Source organism: Candidatus Pelagibacter sp. PS_44 (genome assembly GCF_059417735.1).
Genome location: NZ_CM182063.1, coordinates 912,660 through 936,511, shown reverse-complemented (window position 1 = coordinate 936,511; position 23,852 = coordinate 912,660). Strand labels below are relative to the sequence as shown.

The following is a 23,852-nucleotide window of genomic DNA, read 5'->3' as shown; positions in this document are numbered from 1 at the left end:
ATATGAACAACTTATTAGATAAAATTTTTTTTAGATCTCAAAATCTAAATCATATAAATTTAGGCTTCAAAAAAATAAAAAAAGAAACTGAGGTAGAGCAGTTATTTAAGGCTATTCACTCATTTTCTGTAAATAGTGAAATTCGATATGTTGGTGGATGTGTCAGAAAAATTATTAATAAAGAAGACTTTGATGATATTGACTTAGCAGTAAATTTAAATCCTAAAGATGTTTGTGAGGCGCTTGATAAAAAAAATATTAAATATTATGAAAGTGGTATCAAGCATGGCACGATTACAGCATTAATTAATGATATTAAGTTTGAAATTACATCCCTTAGAAAAGACATTGATACCGATGGTAGACATGCCAAAGTTGAATTTTCTGAAAATTGGAAAGAAGATGCCTCACGAAGAGATTTTACCATAAACTCTATTTATGCTGATATTGATGGAAGTCTTTTTGACCCCTTTGATGGAAAGAAAGATTTAGAAAATGGAAAGGTTCTTTTTATTGGAAATGCAGAAACAAGAATTAAAGAGGACTACCTAAGGATCTTGAGATATATCAGATTTTTTTTAAATTATTCAAAAGTTAAGCATGAGACATCAGTCATTAAGATAATTAAAAAAAATCTTACAGGTATGATGAATATATCTGCTGAAAGATTACTGGATGAGTTACAAAAATTAGTAAGATCAAGAGGGTTTACAAAATTAGCAAAAGATAAAGATAGCCTTGAAATAATAAGTCTTATCTTTCCACAACTTAAGAATATTTCATTATTCAGCAAACTAAATAGTTTTGCACTAAAAAATATTGCTAACGTTGATTTCATTTTATTATTATCTCTAATGATTATTGATGGGACAGATAATGTGGATTATTTTGTTTATAAATACAATTTATCAAAAAAGGATCAAAAACGTCTTTTATTTTTAAATAAATTTTATTCCAAAAAAGTTAATAGGTCATTTTTTTCAGAAAAAAATTTAGAGAAAATTCTCTATTTTAATGGAAGGGAGGCATTGAACGATATTATTTATTTTAAAATTTTTTTATCCAAAAAAGTAGATGATAATTTGATAAAACTGATTAAAATTTTTAAGGAAAAAGAAATTCCAGTATTGCCCCTTAAAGCAAATACATTGATAGAGAAATATCAAATTCCTGAAGGGATAGAATTAGGAAAAAAATTAAAAGCTATCGAAGAAATTTGGAGTAATAATAATTTTAAGATTTCAGAGAAAGAAATTCAAAAAATTGTAAATAATTAAATATATTTAACGTTTTTTATTTCAAAGTTTTTAACACCAGCTGGAGTTTTAATTTCAACCAAATCATTCTTATTTTTGCCAATTAATCCTTTGCCTATCGGGGATTGAAAAAATATAAGTTTTTTTTGCAAATCCGCTTCATCTCTACCAACAATTTTGTAGGTAATTTTTTCTCCAGTATCAAGGTTCTCTAAGTCAACAGTTGAACCAAAAATAACCTTTCCATCATTGTTTAATTTGGTAACATCAATTACATTTGCTCTTGCAATAATATCATTGATTTGAGCAATTCTTCCTTCATTATGAGACTGCTCTTCTTTAGCCGCATGATATTCAGCATTTTCTTTTAAATCTCCATGTGACCTAGCTTCAGAAATTGCCGCTACTATTTCAGGACGTTTTTTTTCTTTTAAAAAGATTAGCTCTTCTTTTAAACTTTCAAGTCCAGCAGATGTTATTGGTTCTTTATCCATATTAATTCCATTTTGCTATTGGAGGTAATGACATTAGAATTCCTTCGACATTACCACCTGTTTGTAGGCCAAACTTAGTTCCTCGATCATAGAGTAAATTGAATTCAGCATATCTACCTCTTTTAATATACTGCATCTCCTTTTCTTTTGTAGTCCATTTCTTTTGATATTTAGAGTTAATTATTGAATTAAATAACATTTGAAAAGTAACACCAAGATCAGTCACAAATTTGAAATCTTTTTTCCAATTATCTTTTTTATAATCAAAAAAAATACCACCAATACCTCTGGTTTCTTTTCGGTGAGGAAGATAAAAATATTCATCACACCATTTTTTATAATTTTTGTAATAATTTTTATTATGTCTATCGCACATTTTTTTTAACTCTTTATGAAGAAATTTTTTTTCTTTAGAATCTTTTATGCAGGGTGTTACATCCATTCCCCCTCCAAACCAGCCATGAGTTGTATAAATAAATCTTGTGTTAAAATGAATAGCAGGAACATGGGGATTATGCATATGCATTACAACAGAAATTCCAGATGCCCAAAATCTAAGGTCTCTTGAGGCGCCAGGTATTTTTTTACCCACTTCTTTAGAAAATTTTCCATAAACTTCAGAAAAATTTACTCCAACTTTTTCAAAAATTTTTCCATTTTTTAAAATTCTGAATTCACCTCCACCCTCATCTTTAATTTGATTTCTTTTCCACACTTTAGATTTAAATTTAAGTTTGTGGTTTTCTAATTTTTCAATATCATTACAAATAGTATTTTGTAATAACTTGAACCAATTAGAGGCAATTTTTTTTTTAATTTCTTTATCCATCATTTAATAAAAATAGTTTGTCTCAAATTTTCTGAAAGAATTATAGCAACTGAAGAGGCTATGTTTAAAGATCTTTTATTATCTTTCATTGGTATTTTTAACTTATATTTTATAGAATTATGCACATGATTAGGTACACCGGCACTTTCTCTACCAAATAATAATGTATCATTATTTTCAAATTTGAATTTTGCATAAGATTCGGAAGATTTAGTAGTTAGTAATATAACTCGCTGATCTTTTTTTGATTTAAAAAATTCTTCAGAACTTTGATAGAATTTTATCATTTTTTCATCCATATAATCCATTACTACTCTTTTAAATCTTTTATCGCTAAACAGAAAACCACAAGGTTCTATTATCTCTAAATCTGCACCCAGACACGCACATGTTCTTATAATAGCGGCTGTATTTTGGGGAATATCAGGTTCATATAAGGCTATTTTAGGTCTCAAATTCATTGGTTCTGTGTCATTGTTTCAGTAGAAAAAAAACTTTTTTCTTATATGAAATCATATATTAGATAACAATATACAAAAAATTACAGATGTCTGACAAAAAACCTGAAAGAAGAGAATTTTTATTTACAGCCTCGTATGCAGTAGGTGCGGTAGGTGTAGGAGCAGTTGTTTGGCCTTTAATTGATCAAATGAATCCTGATGCATCAGTTAAAGCATTAGCAAGCACTGAAGTAGATGTAAGTACAATGGAGCCCGGTAAAACAATCACAGTACTTTGGAGAGGAAAACCAGTTTTTATAAAAAGAAGAACTTCAGAAGAAATCGCTGAAGCAAGAGCCGTTAAGATGGAAGACTTGAAGGATCCTCAAAAAGATGAGGATAGAGCTAAAAATCCAGAGTGGCTAGTTATGGTGGGAGTTTGTACACATTTAGGATGTGTGCCTTTAAATGATAAAGGTGACTACAATGGATGGTTTTGTCCTTGTCATGGATCGCACTACGATACATCTGGTAGAATTAGAAAAGGACCAGCGCCAACGAACATGGAAATACCTAAATATGAATTCGTTAATAGTAATACAATAAAAATCGGATAAGAATTATTATGAGTGATCACGAATACACACCTAAATCAAAGTTTGGAAAATGGTTTAATGATAGACTGCCACTTTTATCTCTTGCCAGTCATTTAACAGATTATCCAACTCCTAAAAATTTAAATTACTGGTGGACATTTGGTGGAATTTTAACTTTTTGTTTAATAACGCAAATCGTAACAGGTTTGACTTTAGCTATGCACTATATTGCTCATGCTGATATGGCTTTTGAAAGTGTTGAACATATCATGAGGGACGTTAACTATGGTTGGTTAATAAGGTATATCCATGCCAATGGTGCTTCAATGTTTTTTCTAGCAGTTTATATTCATATATTTAGATCTTTATTTTATGGATCATATAAATCCCCAAGAGAAATTATTTGGATTTTGGGAATTATAATTTATCTCTTAATGATGGCAGCAGCTTTCATGGGCTATGTTCTTCCATGGGGACAAATGAGTTTCTGGGGCGCAACTGTAATTACAAATCTTTTTAGTGCAATACCTTTAGTGGGTGAGGGTATAGTGAACTGGCTATGGGGTGGTTATTCAGTTGATAATCCAACCTTAACAAGATTTTTTACGTTACACTATTTAATTCCATTTTTAATTTTAGGCTTAGTAGTTCTTCATATCTGGGCACTACACGTACCTGGAAATAATAATCCGGTAGGTATTGATATTAAAAAACCATCAAAGGATACAGTTCCATTCCATCCTTATATTGTCATTAAAGATGGTTTTGCTTTACTAATGTTTATGATCGTTTTTGCTTTTTTTGTGTTCTATACACCAAATATTTTAGGTCATGCTGATAATTATATTGAAGCAAATCCATTAATAACGCCAGCTCACATTGTACCTGAATGGTACCTATTACCTTTTTATGCAATTTTAAGATCTGTACCTGATAAATTATTGGGTGTGATTGCAATGCTATCAGCAATTTTAATTTTAGCTGCTCTACCTTGGCTTGATACATCTAAAATAAGATCAGCTGTATTTAGACCTTTGTATAAACAGTTTTATTGGATCTTAGTTGCTGACGTACTAATACTTGGTTATGTAGGGGCAATGCCAGCTGAGGGGCTGTACTTATTAATTGCTAGAGTGGCAACTGGTTATTACTTTATTCACTTTTTAGTAGTTCTTCCAATATTAGGTTTTAAAGAAAAAACTATGCCTTTACCACTCAGTATTACAGAGCCAGTTTTAGGAGGATCTCCAATGGCCTCAGCAGTTAAAAAAAAAGAAAGTTTAAATTAATTTAGTGAACAATATTTTTAAAATCATTTATCTAATAATATTCATTATAACTGGAACAATTCAGGTTAATTCGGCAGAAAAAATAGATTATTTAAAAACAGATTGGAGCTTTAAAGGTCTTTTTGGTAAGTTTGATAGAGCTTCATTGCAAAGAGGTTATCAAGTCTACAAAGAAGTATGCGCTTCGTGCCATTCGATGAAATATGTAAGTTTTAGAAACTTATCAGAACCAGGTGGACCAGAATTTACTGAGGAACAGGTGAAAGCAATAGCCGCAAGTTATGAGGTGAATGATGGACCTAACAGTGAAGGCGAAATGTTTCTAAGACCAGCAAAATTATCAGATAAGTTTGTTATGCCCTACGAAAATGTTAAAGCTGCACAAGCTGCAAACGGTGGTGCCTATCCACCAGACATGTCTGTATTGGCCAAAGCTAGAAGTGGAGGAGTTGACTATATCTACTCATTGCTCCTTGGTTATGAAGATGCGCCAAGTGATGTGAAACTTGATGATGGCGTTTACTATAATAAATTTATGTATGGTAATAAAATTAAGATGGCTGAGCCAATTACTGATGATTTAATAGAATATGGAGATGGGACTCCTGCAACAAAAGAACAGATGGCTAAAGATGTTACAACATTTTTAATGTGGGCAGCTGAACCGCACTTAGAAAGCAGACACAAGATGGGATTTAAAGCCATCTTATATTTAATAATTTTGACAGTTTTAGTTTATTTCAGTATGAAGAAAATTTGGTCACGTATTGAATCTGAAGTTTAATATATCACCATCTTTGACAATATAATCTTTTCCTTCAAGTCTCATCTTTCCATTTGTTTTTGAATTTACCCAACCTTGATTAGCTATGAAATCTTCATAAGCAATTGTTTCAGCTCTAATAAAACCTTTTTCAAAATCAGAATGTATTTCACCAGCTGCTTTTGGTGCTGTACAATTTTTCTGAATAGTCCAAGCTCTGGTTTCCTCAGGCCCGGATGTGAAATAGGTATCTAACTCTAGGATATTATAACCCTTTTGAATTAACATATTTAGACCAGTTTTTTTTAAACCGATCATCTCCATATAGTTTTCTTTTTCTTCATTTTCTAACTGATTTATTTGATTTTCAATATCAGCTGAAACTATTAAGGTATTTTTTTCTCCAAATTTACTAATAAAAGCCTCAGTATATTTGTTTCCATTTTGAACACTTGGTTCATCAACATTACATACAAAAATTTTTGGCTTTAAAGATAATAAACCACTTTGATTTAATAGTTTTTTTTCAAATTGGTCACGTAGAATTTGAATATCTTTAGAATTATTTATGCAATCTAATGCAATTTCTAATATTTTTACTTGCTCTTCATCTACATTTTTTTTATTACTCTTTTCCAATCTTTTTTGAATAGACTCAAGATCAGCAAGCATCATTTCAGTTTCAATAATCTCCAAATCTCTTACAGGATCAACCGTGGGATTTACATTTTGGATATCATCAGAATCAAAACATCTGATCATATGAATTACAGCATCAACCTCTCTAATATGTGATAAAAATTTGTTTCCCAGGCCTTCACCTTTAGATGCACCCTCTACTAATCCTGCAATATCCACAAATTCTATAGTGGTATTAATCTTTTTTTTTGATTTTGAAATTTCAACTAATTTATCTAGTCTCTCATCAGGAACTGGAACAATTCCTACATTTGGCTCAATTGTACAAAAAGGAAAGTTGGCTGCTTGTGCTTTGCTAGAATTCGTTAGTGCATTGAATAAAGTAGATTTTCCAACATTGGGCAATCCAACAATTCCACACTTAAAGCTCATTATTTATTATTTACGGTGCTTGAAAATAAATCTAATTTCTTATCAAGTAGTATAGATATTGAATCAATGATGTTTTCTGTAATTTTTTCTAATTGTAACATTTCATCTTCATCAAAATCTTTCAAAACATGATCTGAAACATCTGCCTTAGTTTTTGGTCTTCCAATTCCAATTCTCACTCTCGAATAATCTTTTCCAATGAATTTATCTATAGATTCAATTCCATTATGTCCTGCACTTGAACCAGCAAACTTCGCTTTTACTTTGCCAAATTCAATGTCCAGATCATCATGAAATACAATTACATCCTCAGCATCGATTTTAAAATATTCAATTAATTCTCTGATACAAATTCCAGAGTTATTCATAAAGGTAAGAGGTTTTATTGCGTAAACTTTTTTATCCTCAATATTACCCGTCGTTAGCAAGCCTTTGAATTTTGGTTTTTGTTTAGAAAGCCCAAATTTTTGATTAAGGGCATCAATTAACTTAAAACCAATATTATGCCTATTGTTTTCACTATCAGGTGTTGGATTTCCTAAACCTACAAATAAAAGCATATTTTTTTTAAATCGTATCTAGGAAACTTCACTATGATTAGTTAATTATTTTTTCTCTTCAGAGGCTTTTTTGTCATCGCCATCTTTTTTATCACCATCAGCTGCTGCTGGAGCTGCTTCTTTACCTTCTTCTGCTGCACCTTCTTCTGCCGCAGCCTCTTCAGCTGGTTTCTCAGGTTCTTTCATTACTGTAGGAGCCGCTAAAGTTGCAATCACAAAATCTCTACCTGTAATTGTTGGTGTTACACCCTCTTCTAGTTTAACTGCAGAGATTTTAAAGCTTTCTCCAATATCTACTCCGTCCAAATCCAATGTAATTACAGATGGAATTTTTTCACTTGGACACTTTAATTCAATTTTTCTTCTAACTATGTTTAATACTCCACCTCTTTTTAAACCTGGAGATGTTTCATGGTTAATAAATTCAACAGGCACCTCAATTCTAATTTTTACACCAGGTACAATTCTTAAAAAATCAATATGAGTTGGCTCATCAGATAATACATTATAACTAATTTCTCTTGGTAAAACGTTTTGAGGTTTACCGTCTAAATTAAGAGTTATTATGTTTGATAAAAAACTTCCTTTATCAAGTAAAGATTTTACTGTCTTTTTTAATACAGTAATTTTTTGGTTTTGCTCAGGACCACCATAGACTATACCTGGAATGTTACCAGCCAACCTAAGAGATCTAACATCCCCTTTAGATTTTGAGTCTCTAGTATTTGCATCAAGTGAATTCATAAAAAAGAGGTTTCTAGCCCAAGTTTGTTAATAACTCAAGATAATTATTTAAATAAATCTGAAACAGAGGTCGAATTGGAAATTCTTTTAATTGCTTCTCCCATAAGGGTTGAAATAGGCAAAACTTCTATATTTTTAACATTTTTAATTTTATTCCCATTATCAATTGTGTCAGTTATTACTAATTTTTTAATAACTGATTTTTTTATTTTTTCTACAGCTTCTCCACTAAGAACGCCGTGAGTAATATAAACAAAAACTTCTTTTGCACCTCGATCTTTAAGAGCTTTAGCTGCATTTACAATAGTTCCACCCGAGTCAATTATATCGTCAACTATGATACACGTTTTATCTTTAACATTTCCAATGACATTCATAACCTTTGACTGTCCTGGTTTAGGTCTTCTTTTATCTACAATAGCAAGATCAGCATCCAACATTTTACCAAGAGCTCTTGCTCTTTCGGTTCCTCCAACATCTGGAGCAACACAAATAATATTTTTACTTTTAATATTTTTTTTGGCATGTCTTGCAAAAATGGGTGTAGCAAATAAATTGTCTACAGGAATATCAAAGAAGCCCTGTATTTGGCCAGCATGAAGGTCTACTGTCACTACTCTATCAGCACCAGCTTTAGTAATTAAATTTGAAACTAGTTTTGCTGAAATAGAAGTTCTAGGGACAACTTTACGATCTTGTCGAGCATATCCAAAATATGGAATAACAGCAGTAATATTTTTTGCTGAAGATCTTTTTAATGCATCAATACAAAGTAATAATTCCATTAAATTATCATTCGCTGGTGATGAAATAGACTGAAGGATAAAGATGCTATTACCTCTAATATTTTCATTTATTTCAACATAAATTTCACCGTCAGAAAATTTTTTGATACTTGAGTTAACAAGTTTTGTTTTTAAATATTTTGAAATATTCTTACTGAGAGGTTTATTGCTATTTCCAGTTAATAATTTCATGAGATAAACTTAATTAATCATAATTACTGAAATATTTCTACCATAATCATTCTCATTAAGCTTGATAGATCGTCTTGCACTAAAAAAATTGTTTTTTAAGACAAATGTATCTTTTTTGATAACATCAATATTCTTAATATCTAGAGCTTTTAGTTGATGATGAATATATTTACCTAAACTAAAGTAGTTTTTATCTTTTGTTTTTTTAAAAAAAAGGACATTCTTTTTATCTTTTTTTATAAATTTCTTGATAAAATCTTCTTTAACCTCGTAATTATTTACAGATATGCAGGGCCCTATAACAGCAGTTATGTTGTTAGAAGAGCAACCTTTTTTAATCATAAAATTAATAACACTTTGAATGATACCCTTGTAAGCACCTTTCCAGCCAGCATGTATTGCGGCTATCATTTTTGTTTTTTTATCATGTATAAGAATAGGCGCACAATCTGCAGTTAGAACTGCAATTGGAAGATTTGTTCTATTTGTAATTAAAGCGTCACCTTCAAGTTTTTTTTTTGGAACTTGTGTATTTTTACTTATAAAATGAAATTTATTACTATGCACCTGTTTTAGTAAAACAATTTTTTTGGCAGTAGTATTAATTTTTTTTTTAACAATATTAAGATTTTTTAAGATATTTCGTTTATTGTCATTCGATCCAGGACCACAATTTAAACTTTTAAAAATACCAGTAGATTTGCCCCCAGCTCTATTGAAAAAAGCATGATTTAAATTTTGTAACTTACTAAGCTTTTTTGATTTAATCATTACCAAACCCTAGTTTGAATCTATTTTTATGATTTGTTATAAACAATACTTTAAATAATTTTCCCATTTGTTTTTCATCAATTAATCTTTGAATTCTAAAATAAATATCAGCCTTTTCACTAAATTGCATATTCTTAGAGATAATTTCAGCTCGCTCCATTATTCCAAGCTTTGTTAGAAAATGTTTTTGTGTAGTCATTAAAGAATTAAAAGTGCCAAATCTTTTCAGCATTTTAATGATCAAATCAAAGTTTGGGTTATAAGTAATATCTGAATTTCCAAATTCATCGAGAACACCACAGTACTTATGTTTTGATACCGCTTGAAGTGTATTTTTTATTTTTTTATCAACATAAGCATAGTCAATTATTAATACCCCACCATTATTTTTTTTAATTTTATTGGTTATATTTTTTAAATAATCATCAGCTTGAGGTGAATATTCAATAAAAGTTTGTTTATCTGAAATCTTAAATTTAATTTTTTTTTCAAACTTCTCTATATCAAGTGGTATATCCAAATATTCTTTGTGTGTATTATCTATAAATTTTACATATCTTTCGTGCCATTTTTTCTCTTTTTTAATAAATTGCTTAATTGGCAATGCATCAAAAAATTCATTTGCTAGAAAAATACAAGGCAGATTATTCAATTGATCTAAATTATTTAGCCATCTAATTTTATTATTATTGATAATATTTTTTTGAATTTTTCTAAGTAATTTACTTCTTTCCAATATATTAATTTTACAAGCACTAAAAAATTTTGGAAATTTTGAAAATGTTTTATTTAATACCCTCATCATTTCACCGTTACCAGCACCTAGCTCTATTAAATTAAATTTTTTTGGACAACCTAGATTTTCCCAAAACGAAATTACCCAAATTGCCAGCATTTCAGAAAATAATACAGATATATTGGGTGCAGTAATAAAGTCACCACTTTTTCCAAATGGAACTTTTTTAACATAATATCCAAATTTTTTATTATAGAGAGACTCCTCTATATATTCATCTAGAGTAATCTTATCACCATTTTTAATTTTCATTTTTTTTTAAATAAAATAGAAGCACTCCAATTACAAAAAACAGAAGGCTTATGATTTGACCTAAAGTTGAGTTTAAAAATAGAAATCCAATTTGTGGGTCTGGCACTCTGAAAAACTCTAAAGAATATCTAAACAAAGAATAAAAAATTAAGAATAAAGCAGAAAGTTTTCCAGGTGTTACAATATATTTTCGTTTAAAAAGATAATTTAGTATAAAGAAAAGAATAATACCTTCAAAAAAAGCTTCATAAATTTGAGAAGGATGTCTTTTGATATTATCTATTAATACAAATTGAACACCCCAAGGCAAATCTGTAGCTCTTCCATAAAGTTCAGAATTTATAAAGTTTGCAACTCTACCAAAAAAAATACCAATAGGAGCTGATAGCGCAACTAAATCTAAAAAGATAAATGAATTAATTTTATGTTTTTTTCCAAATATTACACAGGATAGAATAACTCCAATTAAACCACCATGAAATGACATCCCACCATTCCATACCATTAGAATTTCAAATGGATTGTTTATATAATATGAGAAGTTGTAGAATAGGGCATAACCAATTCTTCCACCTAAAATTATACCAATGATTAAATAGGTAATAAAGTCATCAAATAGATCAAGTACAATGGGATCTTTAATTAATTTTTTTTTACAATAAATCCAACCAAGCACTATTCCAAAAATATAGGCCAAAGAATACCACCTAATTTCTAGTGAAAAAACTTCAAAGGCAACTGGGTCAAAATTATTAATAAACATTTTTTAAAAACTACTTATAAAGTATATTAATTTTATAAATGAATATATGACAAAATCTAAATTTGTAATTGATAAATTAGCTAAGCTATTTGAGCAAGGTCTTATTTCTTATAAAGATTTAAGTTCTGAAATTATAAATGTTTTAAAATCAAAGAGAGATGAAATAGTTTTTAAAATGAAGCTAGTTAGTAAAGAGGAAACTGATATTTTAATTAAAAGAGTAGAAAATCTTGAAAAAAAATTAGAAAAACTAGAAAAAAATAATTTAAAAAAGAAAGCTACAAAGGTAAAAAAACCTTAACTCTCAAGCCATTCAAGTGAGATTTTTCTAGTATAATATTTCCACCATGAGACTTAATGATATCTGATGTTATGGCTAACCCAAGACCTACGCTTGATTTAGAGTCAGCTCTTCCCTTGTCTATTTTGTAGAAGGGTTTAAATACATTTTGATATTCATTTTTAGGAATACCAATCCCATCATCATCTAAAGTAATTGTAATATTATTATTTTTTTTATTTAATTGTATTTCAATTTTTTTGGCATATTTAATTGAATTATCAATAAGATTATTAATAGATCTCTTAATTAAATTCTTTCGACCACTCATGTAGATTCTTGGTATTATTTTATTTGATATGTCTTTATTATTATATTTTTTAATTATATCTTCTATTAATTCTGAAATATCAAAAGTCTCATCTTTTTCTACAAAAGTTGAACTTGTAAATTGTAAATATTCGTTTAACATTTTTTCCATCTCATCAATATCTGCAGACATTTTTTTTGATAGATCTTTATCTTCAATAAAGGAGAGTTGTAATTTTAATCTTGTTAATGGTGTTCTCAAATCATGACTTATTCCAGATAACATTTCCGATCTTTGATTAAGGTGTCTCATAATTCTTTTTCGCATTTTGTCAAACTCTAGACCTGCTTGTCTGATTTCCATTGCACCAGAAGGTCTATACTCATCAACTTTTTCACCTCTTCCAAATTTCTCAGCAGCTTTTGCAAGATTTACAATAGGGCGAGTTTGATTTTTTAGAAATATTATAGCTATAGTTATCATCAGCAATGCTGGAAGGGTTATCCATAATCCAAACAATCTGGCGGATGTGCTGGTTACCCTGTCCTTTGGAATAAAAAATTCAAAATAACCATCATTATGTTTAATATTTATATGAATGAGCTCTTTATATGTTGTTGTATCAAACCAATAATTATTAGTTCCAATATTTGATTTTAATTCTCTTCTTAATGTTCGATCTATTGGACTAAACCACCTTTGTTTTTGCGGTAATTCAAATGAATCATCTGTTTTAAACTCAACGTTAAGATCTAGGTAAATTGAAAAAAGACCTGACAAATCATTATTATTATATTTACCATTGTCATAGGCTACGATGAAAGTTTTCATTTCACCTACAAGTGCTCGTGTCATTCCTTTATTTGTTTTAATCCACAGACTATCAAAGAAAACAATGGTGATAACCAATTGCAAAACTATTATTGGAACTGCAACAATTAGTAATGCACGGTAAAATAGTCTACGAGGTAATAAATTTTTAATAAAGCTACTCAATCCATAAGACATAGCCAGCACCTCTTAAAGTTTGCAAATATTTTGGATTTTTTGGATCAAGTTCAATTTTCTTTCTTAGTCTTGTAATTATAACATCAATTGATCTCTCTTTGTCTAAATCAATTAGTTTACCAATACTTTCTCTTGAAAAAGTTTTTCCAGGGTTATTAATCATTTTTTCTAAGATAATTTTTTCAGTATTGTTAATTTTAAATTCACTATCATTTTTAATGATTAGCAATTTATTTAAATCTATTTTTATATTATCAAAAGTTATAATTCTCTTTAAATCATTTTTTTTTGTTTTATTTAGTATATTCTTTATTCTTAATACTAGTTCTTTAGGCTCAAAAGGTTTTGGCAAATAATCATCTGCACCTATTTCTAATCCACTAACTCTATCCTCAGTTTCTCCTTTGGCAGTTAAAAGAATGATTGGTGTATCAATATTTGATTTATTTTCCATTATAAAATCTAAACCACTTTTTCCAGGCATCATCACATCAAGAATGATCAAATCAAATTTTACTATTAATATTTTTTCTTTAGCATTTTCAGCACTATTAGCAGTCGTAACTAAAAAATTATTTTCATTTAAAAATTTTTTTATTAATGATCTTATTCCATCATCATCATCAACTACTAAGATATGGGCTATAAAATCATTCATTAATTATTTTTTTTAGTACATTATCAAAATTAATAACTTGCTCTGAACTTGAGTTTAGAAGAGCATTATAAATTCGCTTTTTTTGAGTGGAGAATATGTCATTAAAAATTTTTTCTCCTTTATCATTTAAAAAAATATGTTTTACCCTTGTATCCTGCTGATCTTTTTCAAAAAAAACAACTTCTAGTTTGATCAAATCTTTTAAAACACGATTTAAACTTTGTTTAGTAATGTTAAGTTTTTTTAGTAGTTCTGAAATTGTAATACCTCGATACATAGAAAGAATGTGTAAAACCTTATGATGTGCTATCCCAATTGAGTACTTATCCAAGGTTTTTTTGGAGTCTGCAAAGATTTCTCTATAGCTTGTAAACAACTTCTCTATTAACTCTTTAAGTTGATCATCTTTTAAATATAAAAGTTCTTTCATTATTGGTAAGTTATATTGACATATTATAGATACAAAGATAATTTTGAAAAATAATTAAAAAAAATTTCACACATGATACCCTACGACAAAAGATCTGGTAAAATTTGGTATAATAATGAGCTTGTTGATTGGGCTGATGCTAAAATTCATATACTAAATCATGGTCTTCATTATGCCAGCTGCGTTTTTGAAGGTGAAAGAGTATATAATAGTAAGATTTTTAAATTAGAGGAACACACTTCAAGACTTTTTTATTCAGCAAAACGAATGGGAATTACAATTCCATACTCTGAAAAAGATATAAACCAAGCATCTAATGAAATCATTTCAGTACAAAAAATTGAAAATGGGTATGTAAGACCAATGATTTGGAGAGGTAGTGAGATGATGGCAATTTCTGCTCAACAAACAAAAATACATGTTGCAATAGCTACTTGGGAATGGGGCTCTTATTTTGATCCTAAATTAAAAATAAATGGAATTAGGTTAAATATTTCAAACTGGAGAAGACCCGCTCCAAATACAATACCTTGGGACACTAAAGCCTCAGGATTGTATATGATTTGTACTTTATCCAAGCATGAGGCGGAGCAACAAGGATACACGGATTCTCTAATGTTAGATCATGCAGGCAATGTGGCAGAAGCTACTGGAGCAAATATATTTTTTAAAGATAATAACAATGAATTGCATACTCCAATCCCAGATTCCTTTTTAGATGGAATTACAAGAAGAACAGTTATTGATATTGCAAAATCAAAAGGGATTAAGATCCATGAGAGAAAGATTAAACCTGAAGAGCTAAAAGATTTTGTTGGTTGTTTTTTAACTGGAACAGCAGCAGAGGTTACGCCTGTATCTTGTATAGCTGATAATGAATTTAAAGTCTGTGAAACTATAATTGATTTAAATGAAAGCTATCAAGCATTAGTAAGAAGCAATTAAATTAATTTTTACTGTCTTCAGACATTGCATGATCAATACCTTTTCTTAAATACTCATAACCAGTATATAAAGTCAAAAAAGCAGAAAGCCAAAGCAAGATTATTCCAATAGTTTGTGCATTATAGTCTTGGAAGTTCAAAATTTTATTTCCAGTTTCACCAGTTAATAAAAGTGCTATAGCAACCATCTGTAAAAAAGTTTTTAATTTTGCTAAATTAGATACAGGCAGTCTGATTTTACCTTTTGCTAAAAATTCTCTTAAACCTGAAATTAAAATTTCTCTTGTTAAAATTATTATTGCAGCAATCACTTCATAATGACGGATAGTACCATCCATCACTAATAAAATTAATGCAGTTGCTACAATAATTTTATCTGCAATTGGATCTAATAATTCACCAAGTCTAGACTCTTCTCCGAGCAATCGAGCCAACATACCATCTAAAAAATCAGTGAAGGATGCTACTACAAATAAAATTAGAGCTGTTAAGTCTCCATAAAAACCTGGAAGATAAAATGCTAGTACAAAAAAAGGGACGATTAAAATTCGACCTATTGTTAATATATTTGGAATTTTTCTAAGCATAATTATTCGTGAAAAAAGTTATATATCTTTTTTGCGACTTTTGCTTCAACACCTTCAACAGATTTTATTTCATCAAGACTTGCAGATTCTACTGATCTTGCTGAACCAAAGTGGTTTAATAGAGCTCTTTTTCTTATAGCCCCAATGCCACTTATTTGGTCTAGTAATGATTTTTTAATACCTTTGGCTCTTTTAGCTCTATGTGAAGTAATTGCAAATCGATGTGCTTCATCACGAAGTCGCTGCATAAAAAATAGAGTAGGATCATTTTTTTCAAATTTGAACGATTTTCCATTATAAAAGAATGTTTCATCACCACTATTCCTCATTTTACCCTTGGCTATTGCTATCATGGGCAAGTCATGTAATCCAAATTCATCTAGAACTTCTTTTGCTGATGAGTATTGACCTTTTCCTCCATCAATTAGTATTAAGTCAGGAATTGTTAGGTAATTCCCCTTTTCGAGCATGGCTCTTTTAAATCTTCGGGTGAGAACTTCTTTTAACATTGCAAAATCATCTTGTTCAGAACCTTTAGTTTTTATATCAAATTTACGATATCTTTTTTTTACAAAACCTTCATTACCAAATGTTACCATTGCACCAACACTATTTGTTCCTTGAATATGACTATTGTCATATACCTCAACCAAGTTTATATGATTTTTTAAATCAAACTTTTTAGCAACATTTTCAAATAAATTTTTATTATTGTTGGTCTCATAAAGTTTTCTATTCAAGGATTCTTTGGCGTTTTTTTCTGCCATCGCAATTACTTTTGCTTTAGTTCCTTTTTTAGCAGTACTAATTGAAATGGTGCTATTTTCTTTTTTACTTAAAGTTTCTTCTATTAATTTTTTGTCGTTAATTTCGGCATTAATTATTATTAATTTTGGTACACTTTTATTCTCATAAAATTGCATTAAAAATGAAGACATAATTTCTGAAATATTTTGATCAGGATCATGTTTTGGAAAATAAGCTTGATTGCCCCAATTTTGTTTTGATCTATAAAAAAAAACTTGAATACATGTTTTACCAGACTCCTTATATGCAGCGACAACATCTGCATCAACTAAGTTTGCCTCATTAATTCTTTGTGAAGATTGAATTATATTTAATGATTTAATTCTATCTCTAAAGATTGAAGCTTTTTCAAAATCAAGTTGTTCGCTTGCAGCTTCCATTTCTTTAGAAAGATTCTTTTGAATATCTCTAGATTTTCCCGATACGAATTGAATGGCTTGATCAACTGATTTTTTATAATCATTTTTATCTACATATCCAACACATGGACCTGAGCATCTTTTTATTTGATAGAGAATACATGGTCTTTTTCTATTTTTAAAAGTTCCATCATCACAAACTCTTAATTGAAATATTTTCTGAAGCATCTTTATGGTCCAATTTGCTGTACCTGCTGATGCAAATGGGCCAAAATAAAATCCTTCATTATCCTTTTTTCCTCTATGCTTGGTAACTCTTGGCCATTGGTCTTTTTCACCAATAAATATGAATGGAAAAGATTTATCATCTTTAAGTAAAATATTAAATTTTGGTTTATGTTTTTTAATTAAGTTTGCCTCTAAAAGTAAAGCTTCACTTTCATTAGCTGTGGTTGTTATTTCTAACTTAAAAGTTTGAGATAACATTCTTTCAGTTCTAATAATATGATTTTTCTCAGCAACATAACTTTTTAGTCTATTCGGAAGATTTTTTGCTTTACCCACATAAAGAATATCATCTTTATGATTAAGCATTCTATACACACCAGGGCTTTTAGGAATTAGTGGTAGTTCTTTTTTAATTACTTCTTTTCCAAGTTCAGAGCTTTTCATGACTTCTCTTTTTGGTAATTTGAATACCAACAGATGAACATTCTTTCAAAATTTCCATTTTTTCAATCTTAAGCATTATTTTACCTATTCTTTTATCTTTGAATAATTCATCGAAAACAGCTTCAGCTAAGGTTTCTAGAAAATTATAATGTTTCTTTTTTACAAGTTTAGTAATTAAATTTACAACTGTTCCATAATTAACAATAGATTTTATATCCTTGTCATTAGTTGGTTTTTTATCCTCATAGTCAATTTCAAGACTAAACTTTACTTTCTGTGTTTTTTCTTTTTCAAAATCATAATATCCAAGTTTTAGATCTAAAATTAAGCCATTAATGAGAATTTTTTTTTCATAATTAAATAAACTTTTATTTTTGTCTATTTTTACAATTTTAAAATTCTCTTTTTTCATTAAAGCAAGTTTTCCTTAAAGAAATTGATAAATTGAGGCATGTAAACATTCATATTTTCTCCACCGATTGTAACACCCTTTGATAGACATTTTTCTTTTTTCATCGCTTTAAAAATTTTTTTGAAAGTTTTTCTTGGTTCATTTTGAGCTGCCTCATACCAAGCTTCTTCACTTGGATAAAGTTTATATTTATCTATCAGCCACTCTTTCCATATCGGATTTGTAACTTTACCATTATTATCAACAAATACATCTGGACAATTATGAAGAGTCATTGCCATTTTTTCTCTCCAAGGTTTTTTTCCATAATACCATCCATGGTGCCAGCCTTCTTTGATATCAATTTTAACTTTCCCAGCTGGAGCTTTGATTCTCTCTACATGCTCCTTACAAAACTTGGCCAAAGTGTAATCATCAGCACCACCGTGTATTACAAGTAACGTTGTATTTGATGTCAATTCAGGTTTTTCGAAAAATCCGGCCATTCTGCACTCTGCAGCTTCTGGAAGAATAGCATCAAAACCTTTTGTACCTTCAAGGAACTTGGATGTTAGCTTAACGTCAGCTAAGTACAAAGAATTAGTTCCACCTCTTGAGTGACCAGTGGTACCAAATTTCCCATTAGATCTTGGATGAGCCTGTAAAATTTTTAATGCCATAAGAGCATCAATTGCTCCATTAATTAGGGGGACTCTTGATTGATCTCTCCAAGTTTCTCTTGCGCCTCTTGGACAAAAATTATCAATGTACATTACACCAATACCTTCTTTTAGTAGATTTTGTGTAGAATGATAAACAAAATCATCCCAAACATAATCTCCAGGTCCTCCACTGCTGTGAGTACGTATTACTATGGGAACTTTATCTGTTCCTTCTGGTAATTGAAGATATCCAGTAATTTCAACAGGGTTATTTAAATGACCGTCAATCAAAACAGTTCTTTGATCGAATCCAGTAAAGGAATTAAATTTGATTATCTCACCACCTCTATAACCTTTTAATTTTGAAATGAAATTTAACATTGATTTTTTTTTTGTGCAGTTAACTTTAGTATCAAATTTTATATCTGTTGAGTGAGCTAAAAGATTTGTCGAAAACAAAACAATAAACATTATTAAAATTATTTTTTTCATTCTTTACCTCTCGTTATATCTGGTGTTTGCCAATTTAAATTTTGTCCACTATCTATTGCTAGAACTTGACCTGTAATAGAACTGTTTTTAATAAAAAAGTCAACAGCATTACATACTTCTTCAACACCAACTTGCTTTTTTAGAGGTGTAGCTAAATACTGTTTTTTAAAGTGATTTTCTGATTGTCTCTTATTTTTTATTGTTGGACCAGGAGCTATTCCATTTACTCTAATATTTGGAGACAAGCTCATAGCACTTGTTTTAGTTAATGTATAAAGCCCAGTTTTGCTTAGCGTATATGAAAAGAAAAATGGAGTTAATTTAAATACTCTTTGGTCAATTATGTTAATAATATTATTATTTTTACCTCTTATATTTTTAGCAAATTCTTTAGTTAAATAAGCGGGAGCTTTTAAATTAACATCTAGGTGTTGGTCCCAACTTTTTGATGTAAAATTTTTTAAATTGTCATTTTCAAATAATGAGGCATTGTTTATTAAGCAATCAAAATACTTTAATTTAGATTTTGCAAAAGTAATGATTTTTTTTAAATCATGTTCTTTTGAAAGATCACCTTTAACTAAGTAAACTTTGGTTTTATTCTTAGTTAATTTTTTTTTTAGGTTTTCTGCACTAGCTTTAGATTTATTATAGTGAATAACAATTTCAATATCTGGACCTGAAAGCTTTTTAGCAATTGCAGCACCCATTCTAGTTGCTGCACCAGTTATAATTATTTTGTGTGCTTCCATTTTTTCTTGCCCTTTTGTGCTCTTGTGCCTGGTAGACCCATTGTTGATCTGCCTTTTGGATAAACTTTATTATTTGCACTATAGTGTTTAACTTTTGGATTTAATACTATTTCTAATTCAGAAGCTTCTAACTTTCTAATTTCATCACGAATTTTTGCTGCCTCCTCAAACTCCAAATTTGTAGCTGATTCTTTCATTCTTTTATTCAATGACTTAAGGTGTTTTTTTAGATTTCCCCCAATATTTTCATCAGTACCAACCTTGACGTAATCTTTTTCATAAACACTTTCTAAAACATCGCTAATGTCTTTTTTAATACTGGTAGCACTAATATTGTGTTTTTTATTATACGCCACCTGAATATCTCTTCTTCTATCTGTTTCTTTGATAGCATTTTTTATACTTTTAGTTTCTTTATCTGCATAAAGAATAACCCTACCTTCGAGATTTCTTGCAGCTCTTCCAATTGTTTGCACTAAAGAAGTCTCAGATCTTAAAAATCCTTCTTTATCAGCATCTAAAATTCCAACTAATGCACACTCCGGTATATCAAGTCCTTCTCTTAAAAGATTAATACCAACCAAAACATCAAATACACCAAGCCTAAGGTCTCTCATGATTTCTATTCTTTCAAGGGTGTCAATATCCGAATGCATATATCTAACTTTAATACCATTTTCATGAAAGTACTCCGTTAAATCTTCAGCCATTTTTTTTGTTAATGTTGTAACTAAAACCCGAAAATTTTTTTCTATAACACCTCTACATTCATGCATTAAGTCATCCACTTGATTTTTAGCAGGTCTAATTTCAACCGGTGGATCAATTAAACCAGTAGGTCTAATTACCTGTTCTACAAATTTATTTTTTGTTTGTTTCAATTCCCATGGGCCAGGGGTTGCGGATACAAAAACAGTTTGAGTTCTCATTGCATCCCATTCTTCAAATTTAAGAGGTCGGTTATCCATACAAGAAGGCAATCTAAAACCATACTCTGCAAGATTACTTTTTCTAGATCTATCCCCTTTATACATTCCATTTAATTGTGGAACAGTTACATGACACTCATCAACAAAAATTAAAGTATTATCAGGAAAATATTCAAAAAGAGTAGGGGGTGGTTCTCCAGGTTTTCTTCCAGATAAAAATCTAGAATAATTTTCAATACCAGCGCAAGATCCAGTCGCTTCAATCATTTCTAAATCAAATTTAGTTCTTTCTTCTAATCTTTGTGCTTCGAGTAATTTATTTTGTTCTTTAAATTTTTTTAATGTGACTTCTAATTCTCTTTTTATTTTTATTATTGCTTGTTCAATAGTTGGCTTTGGAGTGATGTAGTGACTGTTTGCGTAAACTTTAATTACATCAAGCTCATTAACCAAATCACCTGTTAGTGGATCAAATTCTTCTATTTTTTCCAACTTATCTCCAAACAAACTTAATCTCCAAGCACGGTCTTCTAAATGAGATGGAAATATTTCAAGATATTCTCCTCTAGCTCTAAACGTTCCTCTGTAAAAATTTTGATCATTTCTTTTATACTGAAGAGCAACCAATGATTTTATTAATTCTTCTCTATTATAATCATAATTTGTCTTTAAGCTTAAAGTCATTTTACTGTAAGCTTCGACCGATCCAAGACCATAAATACAAGAGACACTTGATACAATAATTACATCATCTCTTTCCAACAGTGATCTTGTTGCTGAGTGGCGCATACGATCTATCTGTTCGTTAATAGACGCCTCTTTCTCTATGTAAGTGTCAGAACGTGGAACGTAAGCTTCTGGAGTATAGTAATCATAGTAGGAAACAAAATATTCAACAGCATTATCTGGAAAAAAAGATTTCATTTCACCATATAATTGAGCAGCAAGAGTTTTGTTAGGTGCAAGAATTAGTGCAGGTCTATTAGTTTTTTCAATAACTTTAGCCATTGTGAAAGTTTTTCCTGACCCAGTTACCCCAAGGAGAACTTGGCTCAGTTGATCTTTGTTAGCACCATTTACTAATTGTTTTATAGCTTCAGGCTGATCACCAGCAGGCTTAAAGTCAGTTTTCATCTGAAACTTTTTTCCGCCCTCTAGTTTAGGGCTTATTGCAGGATTTTTATTCTGCACAGCTGTAATTAGATCTTGATAAGTGTTCTGCATTATTTATAAAACTATTAGATTAAAATTATAATTCAATGAGCATAATATCAGACAATTTAAAAAAGATTAAACCATCACCAACAATCGTTGTAAGCACAAAAGCAAGAGAATTAAAGGCTGCTGGGAAGGATGTAATAGGCCTAGGTGCAGGAGAGCCTGATTTTGATACTCCAGATAATATTAAGCAAGCTGCAATCAAAGCAATTAATGATGGAGACACCAAATATACAGCTGTAGATGGCACTCCAGCTTTAAAAAAAGCAATAGTAGAAAAATTTAAAAGAGAAAACAATTTAGATTACACAACTGACCAAGTCACAGTTGGTGCAGGCGGAAAACATGTAATTTATAATGCCATGATGGCAACTCTAAATGAAGGAGATGAGGTTATTGTTCCAGCCCCTTATTGGGTTTCTTATCCTGATATGGTTTTATTGGCTGGCGGAACTCCAATTATTTTAGAATGTAATGAAAAACAAGAATTTAAAATTAATCCTGCAGAATTAGAAAAATCTATAACTCCAAAAACAAAATGGATCATACTAAATTCACCATCAAATCCTACGGGTGCCTGTTATTCAGAAAATGATATTAGAGAAATTGCTAAAGTATTAATTAAACATCCACATGTCCATATATTAAGTGATGATATTTATGAGCATGTAATTTATGAAGGATTTAAGTTTTTCACCATCGCTCAAATTGATGAATTAAAAGAAAGAGTTCTTACAATGAATGGTGTTAGTAAAGCTTATTCAATGACTGGCTGGAGAATAGGGTATGCTGCTGGTCCAAAAGAAATTATTAAAGCAATTGCTAAAATACAATCACAATCAACAACTAACCCATCTTCAATTAGTCAAGCTGCAGCAGTTGAAGCTTTAAATGGAATACAAGATTTTATAAAAGAAAGAGCAACTTCTTTTCAAGAGAGAAGAGACTTTGTTGTAAAAGCGTTAAATGAAATAGATGGAATCGAATGTCTAAATCCAGAGGGAGCATTTTATGTTTTCCCAAGCTGCAAAGGTTTAATGGGTAAAAAGGATTCTAATAGTAATGAATTAAAAACTGATACTGATTTTGTTCAATCTTTACTAGAGAATAGCGGTGTTGCAGTAGTTCAAGGTTCTGCATTTGGTTTAGAGGGTTTCTTTAGAATATCTTATGCAACTTCAATGGATAATCTTAAAAAGGCTTTAGAAAAAATATCCACTTTTTGTAAAGGTTTAAACTAATGTTAAACGTATATTTAGCGGGTGAAATTCACAGTAATTGCGAGAAGAAATTATTCAACTTTGTGAAAAAGAAAAATTAGATGTTAAATTTACATCTCCTGTCACTGATCATGAGTCTTCGGATAATTGTGGTGTAGAAATCTTAGGACCTGAGGAAAAAAATATTTGGAAAGATAGAAAAGGTGCAAATATTAATTCCATTAGAACCAAAAAATCTATTCAAGATTGTGATGTAATTATTGTTAAGTTTGGAGAAAAATTTAAGCAATGGAATGCAGCCTTTGATGCGGGTTATGCTACAGCACTTAATAAGTCAATGATAGTTATTCATAACGATGATCATCAACATGCTCTTAAAGAAGTGGATGGTTCTGCTGCTGCTGTTGCTTCAGATCAAAAACAAGCTTTTCGTATATTGAAATATATATTGGAAGGTTCCTTAAAGTAATCAGAATAACTTTGTTATTTTGATCTTTTTTGATTATTTATCAACAAATCTATATTAGACTTA

26 protein-coding genes and 1 pseudogene are annotated in these 23,852 nt (G+C 29.8%); 8 read left to right on the top strand and 19 right to left on the bottom strand.

Annotated elements, in window-relative coordinates; translation table 11 throughout:
- The first annotated feature begins 2 nt into the window (after nucleotides 1–2).
- Entirely contained in the window at nucleotides 3–1,277 is a 1,275-nt protein-coding gene (locus AC5SLO_RS05150; RefSeq protein ID WP_494572908.1) for a CCA tRNA nucleotidyltransferase, read from the top strand.
- Here AC5SLO_RS05150 and greA read toward each other — a convergent pair.
- The 3 genes from greA to AC5SLO_RS05135 are packed head-to-tail and all read right to left on the bottom strand — an operon-like array spanning nucleotide 1,274 to nucleotide 3,040.
- On the bottom strand, nucleotides 1,274–1,750 hold the full coding sequence (greA, locus tag AC5SLO_RS05145; protein WP_494572907.1) for a transcription elongation factor GreA: 477 nt from the start codon (nucleotides 1,748–1,750) through the stop codon (nucleotides 1,274–1,276). The genes AC5SLO_RS05150 and greA overlap by 4 nt on opposite strands.
- 1 nt (nucleotide 1,751) lies before the next feature.
- On the bottom strand, nucleotides 1,752–2,579 hold the full coding sequence (gene hemF / locus AC5SLO_RS05140; RefSeq protein WP_494573788.1) for an oxygen-dependent coproporphyrinogen oxidase: 828 nt from the start codon (nucleotides 2,577–2,579) through the stop codon (nucleotides 1,752–1,754).
- A complete protein-coding gene (locus tag AC5SLO_RS05135) occupies nucleotides 2,579–3,040 on the bottom strand; it encodes a tRNA (cytidine(34)-2'-O)-methyltransferase (protein WP_494572906.1) in 462 nt (153 codons plus the stop codon). The genes hemF and AC5SLO_RS05135 overlap by 1 nt, the downstream gene beginning before the upstream one ends.
- An 86-nt stretch (nucleotides 3,041–3,126) precedes the next feature.
- Between AC5SLO_RS05135 and petA the strand changes: the two genes are divergently transcribed.
- The 3 genes from petA to AC5SLO_RS05120 are packed head-to-tail and all read left to right on the top strand — an operon-like array spanning nucleotide 3,127 to nucleotide 5,688.
- Nucleotides 3,127–3,636, top strand: coding sequence for a ubiquinol-cytochrome c reductase iron-sulfur subunit (petA, locus tag AC5SLO_RS05130; RefSeq protein WP_494572905.1), 510 nt, complete (start codon nucleotides 3,127–3,129; stop codon nucleotides 3,634–3,636).
- A gap of 8 nt (nucleotides 3,637–3,644) precedes the next feature.
- The gene (locus AC5SLO_RS05125; protein ID WP_494572904.1) at nucleotides 3,645–4,904 is read left to right on the top strand and encodes a cytochrome b; all 1,260 of its coding nucleotides are present in this window, start codon (nucleotides 3,645–3,647) and stop codon (nucleotides 4,902–4,904) included.
- Between the two features lie 4 nt (nucleotides 4,905–4,908).
- Complete coding sequence (locus AC5SLO_RS05120; protein WP_494572903.1) at nucleotides 4,909–5,688, top strand: cytochrome c1; 780 nt, start codon at nucleotides 4,909–4,911, stop codon at nucleotides 5,686–5,688.
- Here AC5SLO_RS05120 and ychF read toward each other — a convergent pair.
- Genes ychF through lgt form a run of 7 tightly spaced genes read right to left on the bottom strand, consistent with a single transcriptional unit; the run spans nucleotide 5,665 to nucleotide 11,601 of the window.
- Entirely contained in the window at nucleotides 5,665–6,738 is a 1,074-nt protein-coding gene (gene ychF, locus AC5SLO_RS05115; protein ID WP_494572902.1) for a redox-regulated ATPase YchF, read from the bottom strand. The genes AC5SLO_RS05120 and ychF overlap by 24 nt on opposite strands.
- Nucleotides 6,738–7,298 (bottom strand): aminoacyl-tRNA hydrolase, encoded by a 561-nt coding sequence (pth, locus tag AC5SLO_RS05110; RefSeq protein ID WP_494572901.1) that lies wholly within the window; start codon nucleotides 7,296–7,298, stop codon nucleotides 6,738–6,740. The genes ychF and pth overlap by 1 nt, the downstream gene beginning before the upstream one ends.
- 45 nt (nucleotides 7,299–7,343) lie before the next feature.
- Complete coding sequence (locus AC5SLO_RS05105; RefSeq protein WP_494572900.1) at nucleotides 7,344–8,042, bottom strand: 50S ribosomal protein L25/general stress protein Ctc; 699 nt, start codon at nucleotides 8,040–8,042, stop codon at nucleotides 7,344–7,346.
- A 44-nt stretch (nucleotides 8,043–8,086) separates the two neighbouring features.
- Nucleotides 8,087–9,019 (bottom strand): ribose-phosphate pyrophosphokinase, encoded by a 933-nt coding sequence (locus AC5SLO_RS05100; RefSeq protein WP_494572899.1) that lies wholly within the window; start codon nucleotides 9,017–9,019, stop codon nucleotides 8,087–8,089.
- A 9-nt stretch (nucleotides 9,020–9,028) separates the two neighbouring features.
- Entirely contained in the window at nucleotides 9,029–9,790 is a 762-nt protein-coding gene (pgeF, locus tag AC5SLO_RS05095) for a peptidoglycan editing factor PgeF (protein WP_494572898.1), read from the bottom strand.
- Nucleotides 9,783–10,838: an SAM-dependent methyltransferase gene (locus AC5SLO_RS05090; RefSeq protein WP_494572897.1), complete on the bottom strand. Its 1,056-nt coding sequence runs from the start codon at nucleotides 10,836–10,838 to the stop codon at nucleotides 9,783–9,785. Before AC5SLO_RS05090 ends, pgeF begins: the two co-directional genes overlap by 8 nt.
- Nucleotides 10,828–11,601 (bottom strand): prolipoprotein diacylglyceryl transferase, encoded by a 774-nt coding sequence (gene lgt, locus AC5SLO_RS05085; RefSeq protein ID WP_494572896.1) that lies wholly within the window; start codon nucleotides 11,599–11,601, stop codon nucleotides 10,828–10,830. The genes AC5SLO_RS05090 and lgt overlap by 11 nt, the downstream gene beginning before the upstream one ends.
- 46 nt (nucleotides 11,602–11,647) lie before the next feature.
- On the opposite strand from lgt, the gene AC5SLO_RS05080 reads away from it, so the two are divergent.
- A complete protein-coding gene (locus AC5SLO_RS05080) occupies nucleotides 11,648–11,902 on the top strand; it encodes a hypothetical protein (protein WP_494572895.1) in 255 nt (84 codons plus the stop codon).
- On the opposite strand, the gene AC5SLO_RS05075 is transcribed toward AC5SLO_RS05080, so the two are convergent.
- Genes AC5SLO_RS05075 through AC5SLO_RS05065 form a run of 3 tightly spaced genes read right to left on the bottom strand, consistent with a single transcriptional unit; the run spans nucleotide 11,880 to nucleotide 14,287 of the window.
- Nucleotides 11,880–13,199, bottom strand: coding sequence for an ATP-binding protein (locus AC5SLO_RS05075; RefSeq protein WP_494572894.1), 1,320 nt, complete (start codon nucleotides 13,197–13,199; stop codon nucleotides 11,880–11,882). The genes AC5SLO_RS05080 and AC5SLO_RS05075 overlap by 23 nt on opposite strands.
- Nucleotides 13,180–13,857 (bottom strand): response regulator, encoded by a 678-nt coding sequence (locus tag AC5SLO_RS05070; protein ID WP_494572893.1) that lies wholly within the window; start codon nucleotides 13,855–13,857, stop codon nucleotides 13,180–13,182. The genes AC5SLO_RS05075 and AC5SLO_RS05070 overlap by 20 nt, the downstream gene beginning before the upstream one ends.
- Nucleotides 13,850–14,287: a MarR family winged helix-turn-helix transcriptional regulator gene (locus AC5SLO_RS05065; RefSeq protein WP_494572892.1), complete on the bottom strand. Its 438-nt coding sequence runs from the start codon at nucleotides 14,285–14,287 to the stop codon at nucleotides 13,850–13,852. Before AC5SLO_RS05065 ends, AC5SLO_RS05070 begins: the two co-directional genes overlap by 8 nt.
- 72 nt (nucleotides 14,288–14,359) lie before the next feature.
- Between AC5SLO_RS05065 and AC5SLO_RS05060 the strand changes: the two genes are divergently transcribed.
- Nucleotides 14,360–15,232 (top strand): branched-chain amino acid aminotransferase, encoded by an 873-nt coding sequence (locus tag AC5SLO_RS05060; protein WP_494572891.1) that lies wholly within the window; start codon nucleotides 14,360–14,362, stop codon nucleotides 15,230–15,232.
- Nucleotide 15,233: 1 nt separating this feature from the next.
- Here the strand turns inward: AC5SLO_RS05060 and pgsA are convergent, their stop codons facing one another.
- Genes pgsA through uvrB form a run of 6 tightly spaced genes read right to left on the bottom strand, consistent with a single transcriptional unit; the run spans nucleotide 15,234 to nucleotide 22,106 of the window.
- Nucleotides 15,234–15,818 carry a CDP-diacylglycerol--glycerol-3-phosphate 3-phosphatidyltransferase gene (pgsA, locus tag AC5SLO_RS05055; protein ID WP_494572890.1) on the bottom strand — a complete coding sequence of 195 codons (585 nt, stop codon included), beginning with the start codon at nucleotides 15,816–15,818 and terminating at the stop codon, nucleotides 15,234–15,236.
- Between the two features lie 2 nt (nucleotides 15,819–15,820).
- Nucleotides 15,821–17,656 (bottom strand): excinuclease ABC subunit UvrC, encoded by a 1,836-nt coding sequence (uvrC, locus tag AC5SLO_RS05050; RefSeq protein WP_494572889.1) that lies wholly within the window; start codon nucleotides 17,654–17,656, stop codon nucleotides 15,821–15,823.
- Complete coding sequence (locus AC5SLO_RS05045; RefSeq protein ID WP_494572888.1) at nucleotides 17,643–18,068, bottom strand: dihydroneopterin aldolase; 426 nt, start codon at nucleotides 18,066–18,068, stop codon at nucleotides 17,643–17,645. Before AC5SLO_RS05045 ends, uvrC begins: the two co-directional genes overlap by 14 nt.
- Complete coding sequence (locus AC5SLO_RS05040) at nucleotides 18,068–19,201, bottom strand: alpha/beta hydrolase family protein (protein ID WP_494572887.1); 1,134 nt, start codon at nucleotides 19,199–19,201, stop codon at nucleotides 18,068–18,070. Before AC5SLO_RS05040 ends, AC5SLO_RS05045 begins: the two co-directional genes overlap by 1 nt.
- The gene (locus tag AC5SLO_RS05035) at nucleotides 19,198–19,953 is read right to left on the bottom strand and encodes an SDR family oxidoreductase (RefSeq protein ID WP_494572886.1); all 756 of its coding nucleotides are present in this window, start codon (nucleotides 19,951–19,953) and stop codon (nucleotides 19,198–19,200) included. Before AC5SLO_RS05035 ends, AC5SLO_RS05040 begins: the two co-directional genes overlap by 4 nt.
- Nucleotides 19,935–22,106: an excinuclease ABC subunit UvrB gene (gene uvrB / locus AC5SLO_RS05030; protein WP_494572885.1), complete on the bottom strand. Its 2,172-nt coding sequence runs from the start codon at nucleotides 22,104–22,106 to the stop codon at nucleotides 19,935–19,937. The genes AC5SLO_RS05035 and uvrB overlap by 19 nt, the downstream gene beginning before the upstream one ends.
- Nucleotides 22,107–22,141: 35 nt before the next feature.
- Between uvrB and AC5SLO_RS05025 the strand changes: the two genes are divergently transcribed.
- Nucleotides 22,142–23,341, top strand: a complete 1,200-nt coding sequence (locus AC5SLO_RS05025; RefSeq protein ID WP_494572884.1) for a pyridoxal phosphate-dependent aminotransferase — start codon at nucleotides 22,142–22,144, stop codon at nucleotides 23,339–23,341.
- A pseudogene (locus AC5SLO_RS05020) lies at nucleotides 23,341–23,789 on the top strand (YtoQ family protein). Before AC5SLO_RS05025 ends, AC5SLO_RS05020 begins: the two are co-directional and overlap by 1 nt.
- Nucleotides 23,790–23,852 lie beyond the last annotated feature (63 nt).